This is a genomic window from Arcobacter sp. YIC-80 (genome assembly GCF_044841725.1).
In the GTDB taxonomy this organism is placed as follows: domain Bacteria; phylum Campylobacterota; class Campylobacteria; order Campylobacterales; family Arcobacteraceae; genus Arcobacter_B.
On the sequence record NZ_JBJBSI010000012.1, the window covers coordinates 41,061 to 65,361 of the forward strand.

The following is a 24,301-nucleotide window of genomic DNA, read 5'->3' on the forward strand; positions in this document are numbered from 1 at the left end:
AAAGGTTAACAGTCATTAATAACACTATATTTTAGCATAATTTGATTATAATTATCAAAATTAATAGTAGGAGTTTGTATGAACAATATAGTGAATTATTTAAGAATTTCACTTGGAATAATCTTTTTATGGTATGGAATATTAAAATTTTTTCCAGAATTAAGTCCAGCAGAAACATTAGCAATAAATACAATCAATTGGATTTTCAATGAAGCTATTCCTGGTGAAATTTCAATTAAACTTTTAGCAACATGGGAAGTTGTAGTAGGGATAGGTTTTATTTTAGGTATATATACTAGATATATAACATTATTATTTTTAATTCACATGTTTTTAACATTTTTACCTTTATTTATATTCCCTGAATTAAGTTTTACACAAGCACCTTATGCTTTTACAATAATAGGACAATATATAGTTAAAAATATAGTATTTATTTTAGTAGGTATTTTAATTTTAAAAGAAGAAAATTTAAAATTAATCAATAATAGATAAAAGTAGTTTCTACTTTTATTTATTATTAGCCTTGAGAATAAACCTCTTTTAATCCACATTGTTTACATTTATACTCTATATCATTTACTCCTGAACATCCTCCACTTTTTAGCATTCTAGCACTTATAGCTTCTGATTTAAAAGTTGTTTTTGTATTTTCATCATAAAAAGTTTTTGTAGTAGCTCCACAATCTGGACAGATACCTTTATTTAGTTTATCAACACGAGAGTGTTTACTTTTGAAGTATAATAAAACTGAGAATATAACTATTAAAAAGACTAATAGTAAAAAAATTAGGGTTTGCATGAAGTAGAGATTACTCTACTTCAGCATCGATAACATCGTCATCGTCTTTCTTCGCTTTTTGGTTTGGTTGAGCACCTTGTGCACCACCTTGAGCTTGTTGCTCTTTTGCATACATAGCTTCTGCTAACTTGTGAGAAACTTCAGTTAAAGCTTTTACTTTTTCTTCAATTTGCTCTTTTGTTGCATTTTCATCTTTTAGAACTTCTTCTAGTTCAGCAGCTGCATCGATGATTTTCTTTTTCTCTTCTTCTGAAACAGCACTTTCGTTCTCTTCTAAAGTTTTCTTAGTTGAGTGAAGTAAAGCATCAGCTTGGTTTCTAACTTCAATTACTTCTTTTCTTTTTTCATCAGCTTCTTTATTTGCTTCTGCTTCATTTACCATTTTTTCGATTTCTTCATCAGATAATCCAGATGAACCAGAAATAGTAATTTTATTTTCTTTACCAGTTCCTTTATCTTTAGCAGATACATTTAAAACACCATTCGCATCAATATCAAATGTTACTTCAATTTGAGGAACACCTCTTGGAGCTGCTGGGATATCTGATAATTCGAACATACCTAAAGATTTGTTATCTTTAGCGAACTCTCTTTCACCTTGACCAACGTGAATAGATACAGCTGGTTGGTTATCTTCTGCTGTAGAGAATACTTGAGATTTTTTAACAGGGATAGTTGTACCTTTTTCAATTAACTTAGTCATAACTCCACCTAAAGTCTCAATACCTAAAGATAATGGTGTTACGTCTAATAATAATACATCTTTTACATCACCTTTTAATACACCAGCTTGAACAGCAGCACCAGCAGCAACTACTTCATCAGGGTTAACACCTTTATTTAAATCTTTTCCAAAGTACTCTTTAACTACTTGATTAGCTTTTGGTAATCTAGTAGATCCACCAACCATAATTACTTCTTCAATTTCATTTTTATCTAATCCAGCATCATCAAGTGCTACTTTGATATGATCTAAAGTTTCATTGATTAAGTGCTCAGTCATAGACTCAAATTTAGCTCTTGTTAAAGATTTAACTAAGTGAACTGGTCCTGCATTACCCATAGAGATAAATGGTAAGTTAATTTCTGTTGAATCAGCAGAAGATAACTCTTTTTTAGCATTTTCAGCTGCATCTTTTAATCTTTGTAATGCCATTTTGTCATTTTTAATATCAAAACCATTTTCAGCTTCAAATTCACTTGCTAACCAATCAATAATCGCATTATCAAAGTCATCTCCACCTAAGAAAGCATTACCATCAGTTGATAATACTTCAAAAGTACCATCACCAATTTCTAATACAGTAACGTCAAAAGTACCACCACCTAAATCATATACTAATACTTTTTCTTCACCTTTTTTATCTAAACCATAAGCTAATGAAGCAGCTGTTGGCTCATTGATAATTCTTAATACGTTTAAACCAGCAATAGTACCAGCTTCTTGAGTTGCTTTTCTTTGCGCATCATTGAAGTACGCAGGAACTGTAATAACTGCATCAGTTACAGGTGCTCCTAAATACTCTTCTGCATCAGCTTTTAATTTTCCTAAAATTTTTGCAGAAATTTCTTGTGGAGTATATACTTTATCAGCAATTTCAACAGCTGCTGCACCATTTCTATCAACGATTTTGTATCCAACTTTTGATTGTGCTTCTTTAGCATTTTCTTCATCCATCATAAGACCCATAATTCTTTTAATAGAATAAATAGTTTTTTCAGGATTTGTAATAGCTTGTCTTTTTGCTGGATCACCAACTAAAACCTCACCTTTATCAGTGAATGCTACGATTGATGGAGTAGTATTTTTACCCTCTTTATTAGAGATAACTTTTGCTTCTCCATTTTCATAAACTGCCATACAAGAGTTTGTTGTACCTAAGTCAATTCCAATTACTTTGCTCATTTTTTTTCCTTATCAAATTTTTATTTTTGTTTTCAAATATACATTTTAAAATCTATTAGTTTTATGACATTCCGGTCAATCCTCAAAATATAAAAGTTCTATTTTGAGGATAGTTCAAGGCGGGCAAAAAATTTAAGGGAGGAACTTACTTTCAGTAAGTGAGTCTCTTAAATTTTGCAGACCAACGCCGAAATATTCCAAAAGAGGACTTTTATCTATTTTTTACAGATGCTTACCATTGCTGGTCTTAATAATCTCTCTTTTAATTTATAACCCTTTTGAAGCTGTTGAACTATTTGTCCATCTTCATGATCAGGGCTATCAATTTGCATTACTGCATCATGGAAGTTTGGATCAAACTCACCATCTGTTTCTACTACTGAAATATCATGTTTTTCAAATGCTGTATAGAAGTTTTTGATTGTTAATTCAACACCTTCTTTTAACTTTCCAAGTAACTCTTCAGCTGGCATATCTTTTGATGCTTCCTCAGCAGCTAAAGCCATTTCTAAAGTATCAATTGGAGCTAATAAGTCTTTTGCAAACTTTTCACTTGCATAATCAATAGCTGCATATTTTTCTCTTTCTAGCCTTTTTTTGATATTTTCAAAATCTGCATGAACTCTTAAATACTTATCTTCTGATTCTTTTAATTTAGCTTCTAATTGAGCTATTTTTTCTTCAGGGCTTAACTCTTTTTCTTCATTTACTTCTTTTGTTTCCTCAGAAGCTTCTTGAGTCTCTTGCTCTTCAACAATTTCTTCGTTTAAAACTTCGTCTTTTTTTTCTTCACTCAATTTCTTCTCCTATTATTAAAAGCTTATTATTTTTTTATAAAAGAACTCATAATCTTTTGCAAGTTCTCCAATTACTAACATTTTCACATCTTTACCTTCAATGCTACACGTATGACAAATACCAATATAATCTTGAGGTAAAAGATTTTCGAAATATAATCCTTCTTCTACCTTATTTAAAATTTCACCTTTTAAAAAACTATCAATTGTCATTTCATCAAAGTTATAACTTAAAGCTAAATTTAAAAACTCTTTGTAATTAAAAACTTCAAAGTTAGAGTTTTGCAATGTATAAATAATTGCATTATAAACTTCATACGCGCCTACATCTTTTGAGATTTTTAAAATATCTTTTAAAGATAAACTTATCATATCTTTTAAAAATCTATAAAGTGCATTAGAATATTTTACATTTATCGCAAATGAAGTAAACTCTAATATCATATATTTATCTTCAACATTTATAATATTTTGCAGTAAATCAGAGTCTTCTTTTTTTAAAAATACAGTAACTCCTACTTGAGATGCATAATATTGTAAAGCTTTTAAATTAATTTCAGAAATCTTAAAATTTAACTTACTTTTCCAATATTGTTTTAAAGCTTCTGTAGTTGGAGTTCTTCCACTACTAATATGCTCTTGTGCTAAAAATCCCTCATCACCTAATTTTTTAAAGTATCCTCTAATTGTTGCAGGCGAATAAGTTATATCATACATTGATTTAAGTTGTGTAGATCCAATTGGTTCTAAATGTTCAATATATGCTCTAATGATAGACTGTAGTAAAAACTCTTTTTTATCAATCATAATTCTTTACCATTTTTTAATTTTTAGCACTCGTTCTCTCAAACTGCTAAAGAATTATAACTTATTGAGTGTATCTTTGTCAAGTGTTATTTTGAAAAATTTTTAAAATTTTTTATATTTTTTAGAATAAAATTTCTTAACATTTAATGTAACATATCCCACTTATTATACACTTTGGTAGCCATTTTTAAGAATAGTTTTAATTTTTATATGCTAAATTAATGATTAATTGTAATTTTTATACAATTTTTATGTAATTAATTGTAATGGCTACAGTTTGATTATTTATCTATATCTGATATAATTATTCTATGTACTTTGTTACATCTAATTTATATAAAAAACTAAAGGAGAAAAAATGAGAAAAATTGCTACGGCTGCTTTATTAGGAGCACTTACAATTCCAGCATTTGCTGCTGAGTTTATTACTATTGGTACTGGTGGTGTTACAGGAACTTACTATCCAACAGGTGGTGCTGTTTGTAGATTAGTTAATAAATACAAGAAAGAAACTAAGATCAGATGTTCTGTTGAATCAACTGGTGGTTCTGTTTATAATATTAATACTATTAAAAATGGAGAATTAGACTTTGGTATTGCACAATCTGATGTTGTTTACCAAGCTGCACAAGGTACAAAGAAATTCAAAGGAAAGCCAGTTAAAAACTTAAGATCAGTTATGGCTATTTATCCTGAATTATTTACATTAGTTACTAGAAAAGATGCAAATATCAATGGTGTTATGGATCTTAAAGGTAAAAGAATCAACTTAGGAAATCCAGGTTCTGGAAATGAAGCTACTGCTTTAGCATTATTTAAAGCTGTTGGTATGTCTAAAGATGATTTAAAATTTGCAGGTGCTTTAAAAGCAGCTGAAATGCCAGATGCATTAAGAGATAATAAAATTGATGGTTACTTCTACATGGTAGGTCACCCAACTGCAAATATTAAAGATGCTTCAAACTCTGTTGATGTAAAAATCACACCTTTAAAAGGTGATAAAGTTGATGCATTAGTTAAAGCTAATCCATATTTTGCACAAGCTGATGTTCCAGGTGGAATTTATAAAGGAAACCCAGAAGGTACACCTACATTTGGTGTTAAAGCTGTATTAGTTTCAAGTACTGATGTTAGTGATAAAGCAGTTTATACTGTTGTTAAAGCTATCTTAGAAAACTTCGATGCTTTCAAAAAATTACACCCTGCTTACGCAAATATCACAAAAGAATCTTTATTAGATGGTCTTTCTGCTCCAATGCATGAAGGTGCTAAAAAGTACTTCAAAGAAGCTGGAATTTTAAAATAATTCCTCTCTACTCAAGGGCTTAGGCCCTTGAAACCTAATTTTTATACGCCATTTAAAACACAATTTGGATGACGTATGACAATAATATAATTATTAAAGGATTTACTATGGCTATTTATGAAGAGAAGCCTCATAAACTTAGTGAATTAGAAGAAGAGCAGGCACATGAAACCGAAGCCGTAGTTAATGAACTTGAAGGACAAAGAGTCTTTGGTTCAGAACACTATGAGTTTTGGTTAATTTCTGTTATTGCTTTAAGCTGGTCACTATTTCAATTATATATCGTATTAGAACCAATTAATTCTACTATTACTAGATCTGTACACTTATCATTTGCTATTGTATTAGCATTTTTAATCTACCCAATGTTTAGAAAACCTTATTTTCTTAAAAAAATTAGATGGTTTGGATATACATTTGCGGCAGTTGGTTTAGGAACAGCTTCATATATTGCTGTTTTTTATGAAGATTTATCATTAAGACCGGGAGATTATACACTTGTAGATATTTCTATTGCTCTTTTAGCTATTGTAATCTTATTAGAAGCAGGTAGAAGAGTACTTGGTTTTGCTCTTAGTTTAATTGCTATTATATTTTTGGCTTATGATGTTTTAGGTCCTTATATGCCTGAAATGATTATCCATAAAGGTGCTTCATTAAATAAACTTGCTGGACACATGTTCTTAACAACTGAAGGTATTTTTGGTGTTCCTCTTGGAGTATCTGCTGGATTTGTTTTCCTTTTTGTACTTTTTGGTGCTTTATTAGATAAAGCAGGTGCTGGTGAGTACTTTATTAATTTAGCATTTGCTATGCTTGGTAAATATAGAGGTGGTCCTGCAAAAGCTTCTGTTGTTGCATCAGGATTTACTGGTATTATTTCTGGTTCTTCTATTGCTAATACAGTTACTACTGGTACATTTACGATTCCTTTAATGAAGAAGGCTGGATTTAGGCCAGAACAAGCAGGTGCAGTTGAAGTTGCCTCTTCTACAAATGGTCAATTAATGCCTCCTGTTATGGGTGCTGCTGCATTTATTATTGCTGAATTTTTAGGTATGGCATATACAGATGTAATTGTTGCTGCATTTATTCCTGCTTTTGTTTCTTATTTTGCACTATTTTATATTGTTCATTTAGAAGCATTAAAATTAGGTCTTAAGGGTATGGATGATGAGGACTTACCTCCAAAATGGAAAACATTTGCACAAGGTGTTCACTATTTAGTTCCTATATTCTTCTTAATGTATACTCTAATGGTATTAAGAGAAAGTGCTGCAAGTGCTGCGTTTAATGCTATTATGTTATTAATGTTATTAATGGTTGTACAACATCCATTTAGAGCTTTCCTAGCAAAAGAGAAATTAACAAAAGAGATTTGGTTATCTGGATTTGTAGATATTTTAGCAGGTATGATTAGTGGTGCTAAAAATATGGTTCCTATTGCAATTGCTACTGCTTTAGCAGGTATTGTTGTTGGATCTATTACATTAACAGGTCTTGGTCAAGTATTATTAGAAGTAATTGAAACATTATCAGGTGGAAATATCTTTATTATTCTATTCTTAGCAGCATTTGTATCATTAGTATTAGGTATGGGATTACCTACAACTGCTAACTATATTGTAATGGCATCATTAACTGCACCTGTAATTTTAATTCTTGCACAAGATAATGGATTCTTAATTCCAGCCATTGCTGCACACTTATTTGTATTCTACTTTGGTATTTTAGCTGATGATACCCCACCTGTTGGTCTGGCCGCTTATGCTGCTGCTGGTTTAGCAAAAGCAGATCCAATTAAAACAGGTATTCAAGGGTTTAAATATGATATTAGAACAGCGATTTTACCATTTATGTTCTTCTTCAACCCAGAGTTATTATTAATATCAGGTGTTGATGCGATGAACCCAGCAGATCCAAAAGGATGGATTTGGATTACTAATCCAGTTGAAATTTTAGTAATATTTACTACTGCGTTTATTGGTATGGTTGCATTCTCTTGTTTCACACAAGGATATTTTGTAACAAGAACAAATATAATAGAAAGATTTATATTCCTATCAATCGTTCCATTTATGTTCTTACCAAAAATAGTAGAATCATTCTTACATTTACCATCTCATTATATATCTTATGCCATAGGTATAGGTATATTTGCCGTTCTTTACTTTTTACAAAAAGCAAAAAGTAAAGCACAAAAAGTCTCAGTTTACGAATCTGAACTATAAAAAAAGGCAAAGAGTCTAACTCTTTGCCTTTTTTTTATTTTATAAAAGGTTTTTCTATTATATACCCATAACCTTTATGAGAAATTACAAAATCATCTTCTATAATTTTATCTTTTAATCTTTTCATTACTGTTCTAAAAGCAGAATCGTTAGTTTCAATATCACCCCAAACTTCTTCTTTAAAAGTCTCAACTGAAACAACCTCTCCTAAATTCTTTGTTAACACTACTAAAATATCAGATTCTTTTTTTGAAAGTTTTACAATATTTTCTTGGTTATATAATTTATTGTTAGATAGATTATATGTATATGTTTTATTTAACTCTATTAAATCACTATTTTTAGAAGTATCTTTTTTGTCTTCTAATACTTCATTTTTAGCTTTTTGAAGCATTTCCATCATATTATCAATATTTAAAGGTTTAACAAAATATCCCAATACCCTTAAATTGATTAATTTTAAAAGATCTTCTTCATTTTTATGGGCACTTACAATTATAAACCTTTGAGAAGGTACAAGTTTTAATATTTCTTCTATCATATCCATACCATTTTTATTAGGCATTTTAAGGTCAGTTAATACTAAATCGAACTCTTTATTAACTTGGATATTTTCTTTTATTATAGAATAGCCTTCTTCTCCATCATTTGCAACTATAACTTCATCAAATATAGTATTTAAATAAAATGCAAGAGTTTTTCTTGCTACATCTTCATCCTCAACCAATAATACTCTTGTTTTATATTCGCTCATTTTCTTCTTCCAACTCTTGTAATGTTATAAATAACTAGCATTATAACAAATTCTTTATTAAGCTCCTAATGTTATAATAAACTCTACGCCATCAGCTTTATTAAAGACTTCTATTTTACCTTTCATGTTTTTCTCTATAATTATCTTTGACATATAAAGACCGATACCTGTTCCTTGATTCTCAAATTTTGTTGTAAAATAAGGTTCAAACATTCTTTCAAGAACATCTTTTTGAACATTTCCACAGTTATTTGAAATTGAGATTTTTATATCATCTTCTTTTTTAATTTCTATATATACCTTAGGATTAAAATTAAGTTCTTTCTTTTTAACAATTGCAGCATCAACTGCATTATTTAATATATTAACTATTACTTGTTCAAACTCATTTTCATAATTTTCAATCTCAATATCATCACCTACAACTACAAGTTCAACACTATTTTGTTCAAAAGAAGTAGCAACAATTTTAGAACTTTGTATTATTGAAGTTTTAATATCAAATATTCTTTTATCTTTTGTTGGTTGATAAAAATTCCTAAAATCATCTATTGTTTGGCTCATATAATCAATTTGAAGTTTAGCACTAGCAACAGATTCATTTAAATCTTCTTTTGTAAAGTTTTTAAAATTATCTCTAATAAAATGTAACAATAAATTTATATTATTTAAAGGTTGTCTCCATTGATGTGCTATATTTCCAAGCATTTCACCCATTGAGGCCATTTTATTTTGTTGAATTAACATTCTATCTTTCTCTATATTTTTTTCTACTTCTTCTTTCACTCTTACTTTAAGATCTTCTTCATTCATTTTTATTTTAGTAATATCGTTTAAGTAACCATATAAAGAGGTAACCTGTCCATAATCATTTTTAACTAAAATAGTTCTATTATAAACCCATTTTATATTTTTTTGTTTATCAATTACTCGGTGTATACTAGTGAAAGATTTCTCATCATTACTTATAGCTTTAATAATTCTATTTTTTAATTTTAAAATATCTTTTTCATAAACAAAATTGAAAAATGCTTCATCACTTTCTATAAATTCTAAAGGACTATATCCATAAGTTTCAATACTTTTAGATACAAATTTTACAGTTAAGTCTTCATTGTTTTGCCATCTAAAAATTACAATTCGCCCAAATTCAGTTAAAAGCTCTACATCTCTTAATTCTTTAGTTAAATTCATCCTATCATCAATATCCATTGACATCATAAGCATTCTGCTTTCATTTTCATCAATAAAAGCCTTTCCTCTAACTAAAATCCACTTATAATCCCCTAGTTTATCTTTTAGTCTATATTCACAAATAAAATGCTCTGTTTTTCCCTCAACATGTTGGCTAAACTTTTTTAGAACTTCTGGTTTATCTTCTTCATGAACTAAAGTAAGCCACTCTTTAAAGTTTTGTATTTCATCTCTTTTATAGCCAAACATATCAAGCCATTTATTAGAAAAGAAAATTTTATTAGTCTTTAAATTTATATCCCATAGTCCATCATTTGAAGCTATAATTGCTAATTCATATCTATCTTTCCATTTTGAAAGTAATAAATTTTTTCTCTCTAATCTTTTGTTATATCTATTAAAAATACTATTAATAAACCTACCAAAAATATTTGCAGTTGTAATAAGTAAGATTGCAATAAATAAAATTAGAAAAATTCCTATAAGCATTTTATTTTCTTGATCTAGTTTTATTTTTCTTTTTTTACTTTCAAAATGATTATTTTTAACAATAACTTTATAGTTGTATTTAGGGAAAGTATAAATATAAGCATTGTTATCTAATAAATCAAATCGACTTATATCTTTTACTAAAATTTTTTTATTTTTACCATTATAGTTATAAACAACTTTTTCATTTATATCATAAAAAACAAAATGTGCTTTCTCTTCTAATTTACTTGAGTTAGATATAGAGTTTAAAATTGCTTGTTTTGTTAAGGCTTTTAAATCATCTACTTTAGAGAATACTCCTAGCATTAAACCATTTGGATTAATAAAGTTAAAATAAGATAATCTAACTTCTCTTTTCTGATTATCTATCCAATATGTCATATTATCATTACTATTATATTGAATATTTTTAAGCATAAAATGATTAAACTTTTCAGATACTATTTTAGAATTTGTTTGTTTACGTAGGTACTCCAAAATATTATGACCGTGTAATACTTTATATTTAATTGCATCAAAAAGTATAAACTCTACATTTTGTGTTTGTTCTAAATTATACATATAATTTTCAAGAATTTGATAATCAATCGCTTTATTACTTAATAAAAAAGACCTTGTATAACCTTTTAATTCATAAACATATTTTATAAGATTATTTTCTTGTGAGTCAATTTTTTCACTTCTTTTTATATTGATTAAACTTATATAATCACTTAAAATGTTTTGATTATAAAAATTTTCACTCTGCACTAAAAGTTTTATTTTATTTACTTCTTGATGTTTATAAAATAAATAAACTACAAAAGAAGAAAAGATTGCTAAAATTATTACAAAAATTAAAGGAGTATATACAATTTGATTTTTTATATCAGATAAGGTGTAAAACTTTTTCTTTCTAAAAACCATTTTTACTCCTATTTTAATACTTAATTTTTGCCAGATAAAGACCATTTGCCAAAGCAGGAACTTTATATAAATGCTTTTTTAAACTTAACTGTTCAACTAAATCTTTTTTACTTAGTTTACCTCTTGATATTTGAAGCAAAAATCCAACCATTAATCTGATTTGTGAGCGTAAATAAGAGTTTGCTTCAAACCTAAAAACATAAACATCTTTATATTTATAAAAAGATGCGTTGAAAACTTCTCTTACAGTAATATCTTTATCACTTCCCATTTTATGAAAATATTTAAAATCATGTACACCTATAAACTCTTTTATTGCGTCATTTATAAGTTGTTCATTTATTTTAGGCTCATAAGTTATATACTTACTATTAAATGGATTTGTAGGTTTTGTACTTACTAAGTATCGATAAACTCTTTTTTTTGCATGAAACCTAGCATGAAAATCATTATTTACTTTTGAAATATGATTTATTTTTATTGAATTTGGTAATTGGTGATTTAAAACTTCTTTTAGTTTTTCAAGATTTTCCCAAAAAGAAGGAACTTGACAATTGAAAACCTGCCCTGTTGCATGAACTTCTTTATCAGTACGTCCACTTAAAATAATCTTCGTATCAATATTTATTCTTTTAAATACTTTTAAAAGTTCATCTTCAATAGTTCCACCCTCAGGCTGTTTTTGAGAACCTTTATATATTGAACCATCATAAGAAATATTAAATTTTAAATTCATAAACTAATACTCTTTTTTTACTGTTTTACTATAAATATAATATGTCCCTACTAACCAAATTAAAGGAAGAATATATAAACTGTGAAGCTCTAACTCCTTACCTAAAGGCTTAGCTATTACATAATAAATCACAACAGCAATTAAAGAATACATTACAGCTTTATTTTTTTCATATCTTGGATTAAAATATCCAAAAGCTATTACTAAAAACAATGAAATAGTAGGAAAAATAGATGTTAAAATAAAAAAAGTAAAGTCATCAATATCTTCACCTTTTTTTATTTTCACTTTCCAGTAATTATAAGTTGTTGTAAATTGCCCCATTCTGCTGTTTGCTATAGAATCATTAATTAACATTGATTCAAAATTAACTTGATTTATTTCTTTTTCATCAATAAAAAATGCTTTTCCATTATCTAATTTAAAAGATAAATCTCCTTTATCATTTTTAAGTACTGCTGATTGACTTATGATAAATTGATCTTTTTCATTTTGTGTTTTAAATAGCTTTATTTGTTCATAAGTTTTATCATCTTTATTTTGAATATAAATTAACCAATCACCAAACTTTTGACCAAATTCACTTGCTTTAATATTAAAATTAGCCTCTTTCTTTTTCACATCTAAAAACTGTTTTGTTAGAAATTTAGTTTTAGGGATAAGACCTATAGAAACAACTATTAAACTAATTGATAATAGTATTGTTAAAGGAGCAAAAACTCTCATTACTTTTAAAGGATTCAATCCAAAAGATGTAATAACAGTAAGCTCATATTCACTTGCTAATTTAGATAAAGTAATTACAAGTGAAATAAAAAAAGATATTGGCACTGTATAAAATACAATTTGTGGAACAACATAAGTGTATAAAGTAAATAACTCAAAAAAGTTTATTGTAATTATTGATGTCAATGAGGCGATTTTTACTAAAAATACAACAGATGTAATAAAATAAAGTCCAAAAAATATTGGGAAAAAAGTAATTGCTAACTGAGAATATAAATATTGTTTTAATTTCAAATATTAACCTTTAAAAAATCTTCTAATACAAAAAAGTACTCAACATAAAAACCTAAAACTAAATAAGGAATAAATGGTGTTTGAATATCTTTTTTTATAAAACTTGAATAAATTGCTGGTATTATAGCAAAAATTGAAGCTAAAAACACTGCAATTATTGCAGCCTTTACTCCAATAATAACTGCTATCATGGCTAAAATTGGGATATCCCCCTCACCTAAGGCTTCTTGGGTTTTCAAACTTTCATCTTTTAAAATTTTTGATTTAATATTTTGAACATAAAAAGTTAACACAAAATTTAATAAAACAAAAGCACCTGCAAAAATAAATGCACTTTTAAAAGCTTCTAATATAGGTTGTTTTGTAACAAAAAATGATAGTACTAATACTAAAAGTAAAAGATAATCAGGTACAGCTTTATATTTAAAATCAATAAACGATAAAGTAATAAGAACATAAGAAAGAAGTATAAAAATGTAAAACTCATAAGAAAGTGAAAATTTCACAAAAAAAGCCAAAGTAAGACAAGCACTTAATAACTCAACTATAAAATAAGAAAAAGGAATTTTTTCTTTACAAAAGGCACACTTTGCTTTTAAAAAAATATAAGATAGTAAAGGAATATTATAATACCAAGGAATAATTTTTTTACAAGAAGGACAAAAACTTCTTGGGCTTACAACTGATATATTTTTTGGAAGTCTTGAAATAAGAACATTTAAAAATGAACCTATAACCGCTCCAAAAATAAAACTAAATAGCTCCAAATCTTCTCTCACGAGAGTTAAAATCACTTATAATATCATCTAACTCATGTTTTGTAAAATCTGGCCAATAAGTTTGAGTAAAGAACATTTCAGCATAAGCATTTTGCCATAATAAATAGTTTGAAAGCCGAACTTCTCCACTTGTTCTAATCATTATATCAACATCAGGAATACCTGCTGTATCTAAGCATGATTCAAGATTTTCTTCTGTTACATCTAAAGCTTTTTCATTTAATTTTTTAATAGCTCTTATAATTTCATCTTTTGAACCATAATTTAAAGCAAGTACTTGTGTTAAACCTGTAGATTTAGAAGTTTTTTCTTCAGTTGTTTTTATTGTTTCTTGAAGTTTTTTAGAAAATCTACTCAAATCTCCAATTGCTTTAAATCTAACATTATTTTTTAAATAAACTTCTAACTCATTTTTTAAATATTTATCTAAAAGCTTCATTAAAAACTCTACTTCAAGTTTAGGACGTTTCCAATTTTCAGTTGAAAAGGCATATAAAGTAAGAAATTTTACTCCAATATTATTACAATATTTTGTAATGCTTCTTACAACTTTAGCACCTTCTTCATGACCTGCTGTTCTTTTAAGACCTTTACTTTTTGCCCATCTACCATTACCATCCATTATTATGGCAATATGAGTTGGAATCTTTAGTTCATTAGTCATTTTCTATAAACTCATTTTGTAATTTATCTAAAATTCCCATTGATATTGCTAATTTTTCGCCTCTAAATGAAAATGATGTATCTTTTAAAATAAGTTCAATATCATTTGTATCTGAACCAAAATTGTTCTCTTCATTTAAAATATTTAAACAAACTGCATCAAGATTTTTGTTTTCTAACATTGAAGAAGCAGAATTTAAAGCTGTTGTCTCATCCATTTCAGCTTTAAAGCCTACACTTATCATTTCACTTTTATCAAGAGAACTTAAAATATCAATATTCTTTTTAAGCTCTAAGTTCCAAGACTCTCCAATCATTTCTTTTTTCATTTTTCCCTCTTGTGGGAACTTAGGAACATAGTCACTAACAGCTGCTACCATAAATAAATAAGGTCTCTTTTGAATAAGTTCAGGCCTTGAATCATCCATTAATGTAGTTTTTGTTAGAACGCCTTTTTTAGCAACTCTTACTGAATCAACTAAGTATTCATACATTTCTTGTGAACTTTGTACAGGTATCAGATGAATATCACTTGGCAAGTTTTCATGACCTCTTGAACTAACTAAACAAACCTCTGCACCTTTTAAGTAAAGTGCCATTGCTAAAGAAGAAGCCATTTTTCCAGAAGAGAAATTTGATAAGTATCTTACATCATCAATTTTTTCAAGTGTTCCACCCCCACTTAATACAACTTTTCTATTTACCCAGTATTCATCTTGTAATAATTGTTTTGCTGTTGCATAAAAAATAGCCTCAGGATCAGCCATAGCACCATCACCTACATCTTTACAAACAAGCTCTTTTGTTTGAGTTTGAATAATTTCAAAATTACAAAGTTTAAGCATTTTCATACTAGCTTGAGTTATAGGATTTCTTAGCATATTTGTATTAGCAGCAGGAGCTAAAAGCTTCATTCTTGGATATGCAAGAGCTACCTGAGTTAATAAATTATCTGCTATTCCATTTGATAGTTTATTAATTGTATTTGCACTACAAGGAGCTATTACAAAAATATCAGACCATTTACCAATATCAATATGATTATAATCTTGACTTTTATCCCAATTTTCATTTTGCTCATCTAAAACTTTACTTTGAGAAATAGCTTCAAAAGTTATAGGTGAAATAAATTTTTTGGCACTCTCAGTCATAATTACTCTTACTTTTGCACCTGCTTTTATATACAATCTTATTAAATCTAAGGCTTTATAAATTGCAATAGAACCAGTAACTGCAACTAATATTTTTTTGTCTTTTAGTAACATTTATCTTCTTTTATTTCTTTTTTTCAAAATGTTTATAAAAGTAACCTTCAACTGCTCTTTTTTTAGCTCTTGTAGTATAAAGTTGGCCACTTTTTACATCTTGTGTAACTGTTGAACCTGCACCGATTATTGTATCATCTTCAAGTGTTACAGGTGCAACTAACTGTGTATCTGAACCTACAAATACATTTTTACCTATAATAGTCTTATATTTATTAATTCCATCATAATTACAAGTAATTGTACCACAACCTATATTTGTTCCCTCATCAATTTCACAATCTCCAAGGTATGTTAGATGTCCTGCTTTAACACCATTTAATTTTGCTTTTTTAGTCTCAACAAAGTTACCAATATGAGTAGAATTTAGTTCACTTCCTGGTCTAATTCTTGCCATTGGCCCAGCATCACTATCAATTAAAATTGAATCCTCTATTACTGTATTTGTTTTAATATGAGAATTTACAATTTTTGTATTTCCTAAAAGTGTTACTCCATTTTCTAAAATAGACTCACCCTCTATTTGAACACCCTCTTCTATATAAATAGTATCAGGTAATCTCATAATAACACCAGCTTTTAAAAACTCTTTTTTTATTCTATTTTGATGAATAACTTCTGCATCAGCTAGTTCAACCTTTGAATTAACTCCTTTGAAGTTTTCTTCATTTACTGCTAAAGGCTTTAATGTTTTACCTTCATTTATTGCCATTTCAATTAAATCTGTAATATAGTACTCTTTTTGAGCATTCTCATTTGAAAGTTTTGGAAGATTATCTAATAAAAATTTAGTCTCAAACTGATAAATCCCTGCATTTGCAGTTGTAACTGCTAATTCTTCTAAAGATGCATCTTTTTGTTCAACTATTTTTTTAACATTTCCATTTTCAACAATAACTCTTCCATATCCATCAGCACTATCAAGCTCTAATACTGACATTACAATAGTTGCATTAATATCAAATTTCTTAAGTTCATCTGCTTGAATTAATGGCATATCTCCATTTAAAACCAGTGTTTGTTCATATTTAGGAGTTATTCCCATAACAGCCCCACCAGTACCTGGATAATTTTTATGATCTTGAATTACATAATTAATATTTTCAAAATATTTTTCCATCTCACTTTGAACTCTTTGAGCTTGGTGGTATAAAACAACAGTTATATCATCACTTAATTTTAAAGCTTCTTTTATTGAATAATACAACATTGGTTTTCCAGAAATTTCATGTAAAACCTTAGGCTTTTGAGATTTCATTCTTGTACCAGCACCAGCAGCTAAAATAATGATTGACTTATTGTTCATATAAATTATCCTTTTAAAACTTCGTTTACTTCTTTAATTAAATTTTCTGCAACTTCTCTTAATGATTGTCGCATTTTATCATCACTAATATTACTTTTTAATAATTTGAGAAGATTTTTTTCTTTATCTTTAAAAAACTGTGCCACTTTTTTACTTTTTGGGTTTTTATTATACATTAAAACTCCAGAAGCAATTAGTGCTACAACTAACTTTACATGACCAAAAATTGCTGCATAGTTTAAAAGTGTAAAACCTGCATTATCAGGTTCATTCATATTAGCCCCTGCTGCAATTAACCATCTAGCTATTTTATAGTTTCCACTCCATTGAGTATGATGTAAAGCTGTTCTTCCTTGTTTATCTTTTATATCTAAATTTGCTTTTTTAGTTAATAGTTTTTCAACAAGTTCTAAATCATCTGCAATTACTGCTTTATGAAAAACAGTTCTTCCATCTTTATCTTGAACTTCAACATTTACTCTAAACTTTAAGAAAAATACTAATCTTTCAAAAAAACGTTCTCTTGCTTCTTTTATTTTAATTTTTGAACCTGCTTCAACCATAATTGATAAAGGAGTATTTCCATCTTTATCTTTTATATTTGGATTAATCCCATAGTTTAGTAAAGTTTTTATTAATTCAAAATGATTATATTTTACTACATCAAATAAAACATTTTGCCCATCACTTCTTACTGCATCTAATTTGGGCTTTAAAGGTAACAGCTTCTTTAATAAAATCAAATAACCCTTTGGTTCGGCTTCATCATTTTGTAATAAGTTTTCTGTTTTATAAACCTTCTCTATTAAATAATCAAAAGCTGTTTTCTCATTTTCATCTTTGATATTAATATCAATACCCTTTTCAACCAAAAAGTTAATCATTTTAAAGTTTGGATAGCCTTTTATTATTTCTCTAAATAATACTGTTTGACCTTTTTCATCTTTAGTATTTATATTAGCACCACTATTCAATAAGAACTCAATATTTTCATAGTTTTGTTTTTCAATCTCTTTTGAAAGTGTAGTATTACCTTCATCATCAAATCTATCTACTAAAAGTCCATTTTTAATTAAAAAAGAAGCAATATCCAAATAGTTTTTTTCAGGCTTAACAACTACATATTTTCCTTCTAGGTCTTGTGATTTTAATTTTTGTAACTCTAAAATATATAAAATCTCATCTAGTATAGTTCTATTACTTTTATCAAAAGTATTTAGATCTATGCCTTTTTTAATTAAAAGTGTAAGCAAATCAATATTTTCTTCACCCTGCAAAATTGCGTTGAAAAGTACAGTTTGTCCATTTATATCTTTTTTATTAATATCTATCCCATTTAAAATAAGTGTTTTTGCTATGTCAGAGTCTTCTTTTAAAACAGCAGGATATAAAACTGTTTGTTCATTCTCATCTAAAAGATTGATATCATCAATATTATGTATTACTTCTTTTACAATATCTATATTTCCACCTTCTACAGCATCATATAAAACTGTTTTATTGTAATTATCTTTTAAATTGTATTCAGGATTATAGTTCATTAGAACTCTAAAAGTTTTATAGTCCCCTTCTAGTGCAACATCTTGAAGAATAGTTCTATTTGAAGAATTTTTAGTATTTACAGAACATCCATTATCAAGTAAAAATCTTATCATCATTCCATCAGCTCTTGATACAGCTTCTGCTAAAACAGTCTTTCCATACTCATCTTCAATGGAAACATCAATATTATTTTCTAAGAGTATTTTAATAGCATCAATTTTTCTTTTTGCTACAAGAGAAAAAAGGATTGTTCGTCCTTTTTCATCAACTTGATTCAAATCTATACCATTATCTATTAGCTTTTGAACTTTGCTAGTATCTATATTGCTTTTTAGTAGCTCTTTTTGAAAAGTATCATAATCACTACCTTTAAACAATTTTATCATGGCATATATTCCTTTTAGTTTTTGTATATCTTTATAATTTACATATTTTATCTAAATGTGTTGTTTTTTCTACTTAAAAGTATCTCTATTCCTCCGTCTTTCATATACTCTTTTTTTATTATTTTTGTTATTAAATGTTTTATTTTGAGTCTTTTTAAAGTTATTATTTACATCTTGAACTAAATTAGACTTTAAAGTTTGTTCAATAAATGAATTAAAAGAGTTTCTTAAAATATAAGCTTTATCATGATCAGGAAAAATCTCTGGCATCTTATAAGAAAGCCATAAATATAGAGATATTTTTTTTACTTCATCTTCAACTAAAAGTAAATCCCTTTGAGTAATTGCATTTTTTTTAGGAAGAGTGATTGAAGGTCTATATCTACAAACTTTTTTTCTAATAACAGCTGCGATATATGCTTGATAAGCTTGTAAAATAATTGGAGATTTAGTCGTAATTGGAGCTTGTGCTAATAAATATTTATCTTCAAGCTTTAAATTATGCCTTGAATCTACAATTTTTGAAGCTTCTAGCATTGAGGAAATATTTGAAGCAATAAAAGGACCACTAAAAGACATATTTTTCGCAAAATATATTAAAGTTTTTGTTAAAGATTTTGTTTTAATATGACTGGCTAAACCTTCTAATTGTGCCGCATTTATTTTCACTTTAAAAGGAGGTTTAATTGTTTTTATAGGCTTTTTATATTCATTTTGAATATGTTTTAAAACATCTCTTCTAGTTGCACCTAAAAGTCCAGCTTCAAAATGTCCATATCTTCCTGCACGTCCTGCAATTTGAACTATTTCATTTACTGTTAGTTTTCTTCTACTTACACCATCAAACTTTGTATCTGTTGTAAATAAAATAGTATGAATTGGAAGATTTAATCCCATTGCTATTGCATCTGTCGCAATTAAAATATCACTTTGATTTTCTCTAAAGCGTCTTGCTTCATCACGTCTTACCTCAGGAGATAGATTTCCATAAATTACTGAAACCCTGTATTTTTTTTGTAACTTTTGCTTTAATTTTAAAACATCTGCTCTTGAAAATGCAATAAGTGCAGTACCACTACTTAAATTATCTAAAGATGTATGTCTTTGCATAACATCCAAAGGTGTTTTTCTTTTATGTTTTACAACTTTAAGTTCTTCACCTAAATAAGAAGCTATTTTTTTAACTGCTTCTAAAGCATTTACACTTCCTGTCATAATAACTTTTTTAGAAGGAACTCCAATAATAGCATTAACCCATGCCCAACCTCTATCTGTATCATCAAGCATTTGGACTTCATCAATTATTGCTACATCAACATCCAAATCAAAATCAAGCATTTCTATTGTTGAGCAAACATGAGCAGCTTCTTCATTGAAGATTTGCTCTTCTCCTGTGACTAAACTTGCATCTATATTAGAAGCTTTTAAATCTTCATAACCTTCTAATGCTAAAAGCCTTAATGGTGCTAAATATAATCCTGAATTTGCTTGCTTTAATTCTTTCATAGCATTGTAAGTTTTTCCTGAGTTTGTAGGTCCTACGTAAAACTCTAATTTTCTGTTTAAACTTCGCGCTAAAGGGTAAAGCTCTTTTAAATCACAATTTAATAATGTGTGTAGTTGTTCTTGCCAATTTTCTTTCATGGGCGTATTATAGTAAATACTATATAATATCGTATTAAATAAAAGAGGATAATTGATGAATTGTGAATATTTTGGCAAATGTGGTTCATGTACACTGTATGACAAAACTTATGAAGAACAACTAGAAATAAAAATAAAAAGAGAAAAACAAAGATTTTCAAATTTTACAACTCAAGAGTTTGATATCATTAAAAGTGATGAAGAAAACTTTAGATATAGAGCAGAATTTAGAATTTGGAAAGACTTTGATAAAAATGATAAACCTACTTTATCTTATGCTATGACTAGTTTTGACAAAACTGCTTTACAAATAGATTCATGTCAAATCGTAAGTTTACAGATAAAAGAGCTTATGCCAAAACTTTTAAACGATATATCATCAAATGAAACAATGTCTTTTAAAATATATGCTATTGAATTCTTAGGTTCAACACTTAAAGATATGCTTGTAACTATTATTTATCATAGAAAATTAGATGAAGCTTGGAATGAAAAAGCAAAAGAATTAGAAAATAAATACAACATTAAAATTATGGGAAGAAGTAGAAAGCAAAAAGTCGTATTAAGTGCTGATTATATAAATGAAACACTACACATTAACAATCAAAATTTTCACTTTCAATATAAAGAAGGTGGTTTTACTCAACCCAATACAAAAGTAAATATAAAAATGATCGAATGGGTTCTTAATAATATTGAATCACAAGAAAAAGATTTATGTGAACTATACTGTGGTGGGGGGAATTTTACAATCCCATTAGCCACAAAATTTAGAAATGTTTTAGCCACTGAAATTTCAAAAACCTCAATAAATTCAGCTTTAAAAAATTGTGAATTAAACAATACTTCTAACATCAAATTTATTAGAATGAGTGCTGAAGAATTCGTAGAAGCACTTGAAGAAAAAAGAGAATTTACAAGACTTAAAGATGTAAACCTAAAAGAGTATGAATTTAGTACTATTTTTGTTGATCCACCAAGAGCTGGATTAGATGATTTAACAAGAGAACTTGTTACAAACTATAATCAAATAATTTATATTTCATGTAATCCTGAAACCCTTCATAGGGATTTAGAGGTTTTAAATAAAACACATAAAATAGAAAAATTTGCATTATTTGATCAGTTTGCATACACTAAACATATCGAATCTGGCGTTATTTTAAACAAAATTTAAACTTAGCTTAGATATTATTTATCATAATGTAATGTGTACTAAAAAAGGTATAAAATGAGAATTAATACAAACATAGCTTCACTACAAGCAAGAGAAGCTAATACAAATACAAATAAAACTTTAACAAACTCTTTAGAGAAATTAAGTTCAGGACTTAGAATCAATAAAGCAAGTGATGATGCTTCTGGTTTAGCTATTGCTGATAAATTAAGAACTCAAGCTAGTTCTCTTGGTCAGTCAATTTCAAATGGTAATTCTGCTATTGCTTTAACACAAATCGCTGATAAAGCTATGGCTGAACAATCTAATATTTTAGATATTGTTAAAACTAAGCTTATCCAAGCAGCTACTGATACTACATCATCAGAAGGTAGATCAGCAATTGGTAAAGATATTGATAAGCTATTAACACAATTAAATAATATCGCAAGCCAAACAAATTATAATGGTACATCATTACTTCAAGGTACAGCTGGAGATTCAGCAGTTAAGCTTACATTCCAAATGGGAGAAACTAGTACTGATACTATTTCAACTACATCAGGAGTAAGAGCAACTGTTTCAGGACTTGCTTTAAGTGGATTAAAATCTGGAGCAAATGCAGGTACTTCTGCTGGTGGATTTGATGCAGCAGGAGCTAGAGGATTCTTAGCGACAGTTGATAATGCATTAAATACTTTAAATGCTTGGAGAGCAGACTTCGGTTCTACTCAAAACCAATTAGAATCAGCTGTTAGAAACCAAATGACTCAGCAAACTAATATTAAAGCTGCTGAATCTGTTATTAGAGATGTTGATTATGCTGCTGAAAGTGCTAATTTCAACAAACAAAATATTATTTCTCAAGCTGGTACTTATGCTATGAGTCAAGCTAATAACGTACAACAAAATGTTATGAGACTACTACAGTAGTTTCATAATAAAAAATATATTTCAAAACTTCAACACATTTAGTCAAGGATTATTATGGAAAACTCTTCAATTCCAAGTGATATTTTAAAAATTCAAAAAAAACTAGCAACTTTTGAAAAAGGTTCTAGAAATCATAAAAAATATTTAAAAATACTTGCTAAACATGTAAAAAAACACAATATGAAAAGAAGAGTAACTAGTAATATCAAAACTATTGAAGCTGTTCAAAAACTAAGTAAAAATCAAGAAATAAATAATAAATAAGCAAAAAACTTTTTATAAAAATAAAATATACCTCTAAATATTTTTAATTTAATCTAATTTTAAGAATTGGTGTGTAATAATTAGATTATATAAAATTTAGGGAACAATTGTTTCCGAAGAGGTAAACCTCTATGCTCATTTAGGTGAGAATGTTTTAGGCTCCCGTGTCAGGGTAAATCTTTTTATCTCAAAAAAGGATTTATTATGAGAATTAATACAAATATTGCTTCTATGCAAGCACAAGAATCTGCAACAAATACAAATTATAGTTTAAAAAATTCATTAGAAAAACTTTCTTCTGGTTTAAGAATCAATAAAGCAAGTGATGATGCTTCTGGTTTAGCTATTGCTGATAAACTTAGAACTCAAGCTAGTAAAAATCAAGAAATAAATAATAAATAAGCAAAAAACTTTTTATAAAAATAAAATATACCTCTAAATATTTTTAATTTAATCTAATTTTAAGAATTGGTGTGTAATAATTAGATTATATAAAATTTAGGGAACAATTGTTTCCGAAGAGGTAAACCTCTATGCTCATTTAGGTGAGAATGTTTTAGGCTCCCGTGTCAGGGTAAATCTTTTTATCTCAAAAAAGGATTTATTATGAGAATTAATACAAATATTGCTTCTATGCAAGCACAAGAATCTGCAACAAATACAAATTATAGTTTAAAAAATTCATTAGAAAAACTTTCTTCTGGTTTAAGAATCAATAAAGCAAGTGATGATGCTTCTGGTTTAGCTATTGCTGATAAACTTAGAACTCAAGCTAGTTCAATTGGTCAATCAATTTCAAATGGTAACTCTGCTGTTGCTTTAACACAAATTGCTGATAAAGCTATGGCTGAACAGTCTAATATTTTAGATATTGTTAAAACTAAACTTATCCAAGCTGGTACTGATACTACGTCAGAAGAAGGTAGAACTGCTATTGGTAAAGATATAAATAAATTATTAGATCAATTAAATAATATTGCAAAACAAACAAATTATAATGGTACTAATTTACTTCAAGCATCTGATGGAACTAGTGCAACTGCCTTAACGTTCCAAATGGGTGAAACTAGTACTGATACTATTGCTACTACTGCTGGTGTTAAAGCAAATGTTTCAGGTTTAGGTTTAGAAGCAATTAAATCAGGTGCCGCTTCTGGTGGTGCAGCAGCTACATTCAGTGCTGGTGCAGCTAGAAGCTATATGGCAACTATAGATACAGCTTTAAATACTCTAAATGGATGGAGAGCAGACTTCGGTTCTACTCAAAACCAATTAGAATCAGCTATTAGAAACCAAATGACTCAGCAAACTAATATTAAAGCTGCTGAATCTGTTATTAGAGATGTTGATTATGCTGCTGAAAGTGCTAATTTCAACAAACAAAATATTATTGCGCAAGCTGGTACTTATGC

Annotated in this window: 22 protein-coding genes; 8 read left to right on the forward strand and 14 right to left on the reverse strand. The window is 28.0% G+C overall.

Translation table 11 applies throughout. From position 1 onward, the window contains the following. The first annotated feature begins 78 nt into the window (after nt 1-78). Nucleotides 79-495 (forward strand): DoxX family membrane protein, encoded by a 417-nt coding sequence (locus ACH5BK_RS13095; protein ID WP_404308131.1) that lies wholly within the window; start codon nt 79-81, stop codon nt 493-495. A 25-nt stretch (nt 496-520) separates the two neighbouring features. Here the strand turns inward: ACH5BK_RS13095 and ACH5BK_RS13100 are convergent, their stop codons facing one another. The 4 genes from ACH5BK_RS13100 to ACH5BK_RS13115 form a co-directional block, all read right to left on the reverse strand. Beyond that, complete coding sequence (locus ACH5BK_RS13100; protein ID WP_404308133.1) at nt 521-802, reverse strand: hypothetical protein; 282 nt, start codon at nt 800-802, stop codon at nt 521-523. A gap of 10 nt (nt 803-812) precedes the next feature. Beyond that, a complete protein-coding gene (dnaK, locus tag ACH5BK_RS13105) occupies nt 813-2,708 on the reverse strand; it encodes a molecular chaperone DnaK (RefSeq protein ID WP_404308135.1) in 1,896 nt (631 codons plus the stop codon). A 215-nt stretch (nt 2,709-2,923) separates the two neighbouring features. After that, nucleotides 2,924-3,505, reverse strand: coding sequence for a nucleotide exchange factor GrpE (gene grpE / locus ACH5BK_RS13110; RefSeq protein ID WP_404308137.1), 582 nt, complete (start codon nt 3,503-3,505; stop codon nt 2,924-2,926). A 15-nt stretch (nt 3,506-3,520) separates the two neighbouring features. Further along, a complete protein-coding gene (locus ACH5BK_RS13115; RefSeq protein WP_404308139.1) occupies nt 3,521-4,312 on the reverse strand; it encodes a heat-shock protein in 792 nt (263 codons plus the stop codon). A gap of 358 nt (nt 4,313-4,670) precedes the next feature. On the opposite strand from ACH5BK_RS13115, the gene ACH5BK_RS13120 reads away from it, so the two are divergent. Further along, nucleotides 4,671-5,618: a TAXI family TRAP transporter solute-binding subunit gene (locus ACH5BK_RS13120; protein WP_404308141.1), complete on the forward strand. Its 948-nt coding sequence runs from the start codon at nt 4,671-4,673 to the stop codon at nt 5,616-5,618. 107 nt (nt 5,619-5,725) lie between these two features. After that, nucleotides 5,726-7,849 (forward strand): TRAP transporter permease, encoded by a 2,124-nt coding sequence (locus tag ACH5BK_RS13125; RefSeq protein WP_404308143.1) that lies wholly within the window; start codon nt 5,726-5,728, stop codon nt 7,847-7,849. Nucleotides 7,850-7,883: 34 nt separating this feature from the next. Here the strand turns inward: ACH5BK_RS13125 and ACH5BK_RS13130 are convergent, their stop codons facing one another. The 10 genes from ACH5BK_RS13130 to ACH5BK_RS13175 all read right to left on the reverse strand — a co-directional run bounded on the left by ACH5BK_RS13130 (nt 7,884) and on the right by ACH5BK_RS13175 (nt 20,536). Further along, nucleotides 7,884-8,603: a response regulator transcription factor gene (locus ACH5BK_RS13130; RefSeq protein ID WP_404308145.1), complete on the reverse strand. Its 720-nt coding sequence runs from the start codon at nt 8,601-8,603 to the stop codon at nt 7,884-7,886. Nucleotides 8,604-8,660: 57 nt separating this feature from the next. Beyond that, on the reverse strand, nt 8,661-11,195 hold the full coding sequence (locus tag ACH5BK_RS13135; protein WP_404308147.1) for a PAS domain-containing protein: 2,535 nt from the start codon (nt 11,193-11,195) through the stop codon (nt 8,661-8,663). 13 nt (nt 11,196-11,208) lie between these two features. Then, nucleotides 11,209-11,931 (reverse strand): tRNA pseudouridine(38-40) synthase TruA, encoded by a 723-nt coding sequence (gene truA, locus ACH5BK_RS13140; protein ID WP_404308149.1) that lies wholly within the window; start codon nt 11,929-11,931, stop codon nt 11,209-11,211. Nucleotides 11,932-11,934: 3 nt separating this feature from the next. Continuing rightward, a complete protein-coding gene (locus ACH5BK_RS13145) occupies nt 11,935-12,951 on the reverse strand; it encodes an LptF/LptG family permease (RefSeq protein WP_404308150.1) in 1,017 nt (338 codons plus the stop codon). Then, complete coding sequence (locus tag ACH5BK_RS13150) at nt 12,948-13,730, reverse strand: prepilin peptidase (RefSeq protein WP_404308152.1); 783 nt, start codon at nt 13,728-13,730, stop codon at nt 12,948-12,950. Before ACH5BK_RS13150 ends, ACH5BK_RS13145 begins: the two co-directional genes overlap by 4 nt. Next, nucleotides 13,705-14,394: a di-trans,poly-cis-decaprenylcistransferase gene (locus tag ACH5BK_RS13155; RefSeq protein WP_404308154.1), complete on the reverse strand. Its 690-nt coding sequence runs from the start codon at nt 14,392-14,394 to the stop codon at nt 13,705-13,707. Before ACH5BK_RS13155 ends, ACH5BK_RS13150 begins: the two co-directional genes overlap by 26 nt. After that, a complete protein-coding gene (gene coaBC / locus ACH5BK_RS13160; RefSeq protein WP_404308156.1) occupies nt 14,387-15,658 on the reverse strand; it encodes a bifunctional phosphopantothenoylcysteine decarboxylase/phosphopantothenate--cysteine ligase CoaBC in 1,272 nt (423 codons plus the stop codon). Before coaBC ends, ACH5BK_RS13155 begins: the two co-directional genes overlap by 8 nt. 10 nt (nt 15,659-15,668) lie before the next feature. Continuing rightward, nucleotides 15,669-16,964 (reverse strand): bifunctional UDP-N-acetylglucosamine diphosphorylase/glucosamine-1-phosphate N-acetyltransferase GlmU, encoded by a 1,296-nt coding sequence (gene glmU / locus ACH5BK_RS13165; protein WP_404308158.1) that lies wholly within the window; start codon nt 16,962-16,964, stop codon nt 15,669-15,671. A 5-nt stretch (nt 16,965-16,969) separates the two neighbouring features. Continuing rightward, nucleotides 16,970-18,892, reverse strand: a complete 1,923-nt coding sequence (locus tag ACH5BK_RS13170; protein ID WP_404308160.1) for an ankyrin repeat domain-containing protein — start codon at nt 18,890-18,892, stop codon at nt 16,970-16,972. A gap of 69 nt (nt 18,893-18,961) precedes the next feature. After that, the gene (locus tag ACH5BK_RS13175) at nt 18,962-20,536 is read right to left on the reverse strand and encodes a helicase-related protein (RefSeq protein ID WP_404308162.1); all 1,575 of its coding nucleotides are present in this window, start codon (nt 20,534-20,536) and stop codon (nt 18,962-18,964) included. A 55-nt stretch (nt 20,537-20,591) separates the two neighbouring features. Between ACH5BK_RS13175 and trmA the strand changes: the two genes are divergently transcribed. The 5 genes from trmA to ACH5BK_RS13200 all read left to right on the forward strand — a co-directional run. Continuing rightward, nucleotides 20,592-21,713 carry a tRNA (uridine(54)-C5)-methyltransferase TrmA gene (trmA, locus tag ACH5BK_RS13180; RefSeq protein ID WP_404308164.1) on the forward strand — a complete coding sequence of 374 codons (1,122 nt, stop codon included), beginning with the start codon at nt 20,592-20,594 and terminating at the stop codon, nt 21,711-21,713. 54 nt (nt 21,714-21,767) lie between these two features. Further along, nucleotides 21,768-22,625: a flagellin gene (locus ACH5BK_RS13185; protein WP_404308166.1), complete on the forward strand. Its 858-nt coding sequence runs from the start codon at nt 21,768-21,770 to the stop codon at nt 22,623-22,625. Between the two features lie 54 nt (nt 22,626-22,679). Beyond that, entirely contained in the window at nt 22,680-22,889 is a 210-nt protein-coding gene (locus ACH5BK_RS13190) for a hypothetical protein (protein ID WP_404308168.1), read from the forward strand. A gap of 204 nt (nt 22,890-23,093) precedes the next feature. Further along, nucleotides 23,094-23,291 carry a hypothetical protein gene (locus ACH5BK_RS13195; protein WP_404308170.1) on the forward strand — a complete coding sequence of 66 codons (198 nt, stop codon included), beginning with the start codon at nt 23,094-23,096 and terminating at the stop codon, nt 23,289-23,291. A gap of 204 nt (nt 23,292-23,495) precedes the next feature. Beyond that, nucleotides 23,496-24,301 (forward strand): flagellin (locus tag ACH5BK_RS13200; RefSeq protein ID WP_404308172.1); only part of this gene is annotated, 806 nt, incomplete at its 3' end.

Excerpts from the sequence above, each read along its gene's own strand:
- ACH5BK_RS13095 (WP_404308131.1), top strand. The coding sequence starts at position 79 with ATGAACAATATAGTGAATTATTTAAGAATTTCACTTGGAATAATCTTT.
- ACH5BK_RS13100 (WP_404308133.1), bottom strand. The coding sequence starts at position 802 with ATGCAAACCCTAATTTTTTTACTATTAGTCTTTTTAATAGTTATATTC.
- dnaK (WP_404308135.1), bottom strand. The coding sequence starts at position 2,708 with ATGAGCAAAGTAATTGGAATTGACTTAGGTACAACAAACTCTTGTATG.
- ACH5BK_RS13115 (WP_404308139.1), bottom strand. The coding sequence starts at position 4,312 with ATGATTGATAAAAAAGAGTTTTTACTACAGTCTATCATTAGAGCATAT.
- ACH5BK_RS13120 (WP_404308141.1), top strand. The coding sequence starts at position 4,671 with ATGAGAAAAATTGCTACGGCTGCTTTATTAGGAGCACTTACAATTCCA.
- ACH5BK_RS13125 (WP_404308143.1), top strand. The coding sequence starts at position 5,726 with ATGGCTATTTATGAAGAGAAGCCTCATAAACTTAGTGAATTAGAAGAA.
- ACH5BK_RS13130 (WP_404308145.1), bottom strand. The coding sequence starts at position 8,603 with ATGAGCGAATATAAAACAAGAGTATTATTGGTTGAGGATGAAGATGTA.
- ACH5BK_RS13135 (WP_404308147.1), bottom strand. The coding sequence starts at position 11,195 with ATGGTTTTTAGAAAGAAAAAGTTTTACACCTTATCTGATATAAAAAAT.
- truA (WP_404308149.1), bottom strand. The coding sequence starts at position 11,931 with ATGAATTTAAAATTTAATATTTCTTATGATGGTTCAATATATAAAGGT.
- ACH5BK_RS13155 (WP_404308154.1), bottom strand. The coding sequence starts at position 14,394 with ATGACTAATGAACTAAAGATTCCAACTCATATTGCCATAATAATGGAT.
- coaBC (WP_404308156.1), bottom strand. The coding sequence starts at position 15,658 with ATGTTACTAAAAGACAAAAAAATATTAGTTGCAGTTACTGGTTCTATT.
- glmU (WP_404308158.1), bottom strand. The coding sequence starts at position 16,964 with ATGAACAATAAGTCAATCATTATTTTAGCTGCTGGTGCTGGTACAAGA.
- ACH5BK_RS13170 (WP_404308160.1), bottom strand. The coding sequence starts at position 18,892 with ATGATAAAATTGTTTAAAGGTAGTGATTATGATACTTTTCAAAAAGAG.
- ACH5BK_RS13175 (WP_404308162.1), bottom strand. The coding sequence starts at position 20,536 with ATGAAAGAAAATTGGCAAGAACAACTACACACATTATTAAATTGTGAT.
- trmA (WP_404308164.1), top strand. The coding sequence starts at position 20,592 with ATGAATTGTGAATATTTTGGCAAATGTGGTTCATGTACACTGTATGAC.
- ACH5BK_RS13185 (WP_404308166.1), top strand. The coding sequence starts at position 21,768 with ATGAGAATTAATACAAACATAGCTTCACTACAAGCAAGAGAAGCTAAT.
- ACH5BK_RS13190 (WP_404308168.1), top strand. The coding sequence starts at position 22,680 with ATGGAAAACTCTTCAATTCCAAGTGATATTTTAAAAATTCAAAAAAAA.
- ACH5BK_RS13195 (WP_404308170.1), top strand. The coding sequence starts at position 23,094 with ATGAGAATTAATACAAATATTGCTTCTATGCAAGCACAAGAATCTGCA.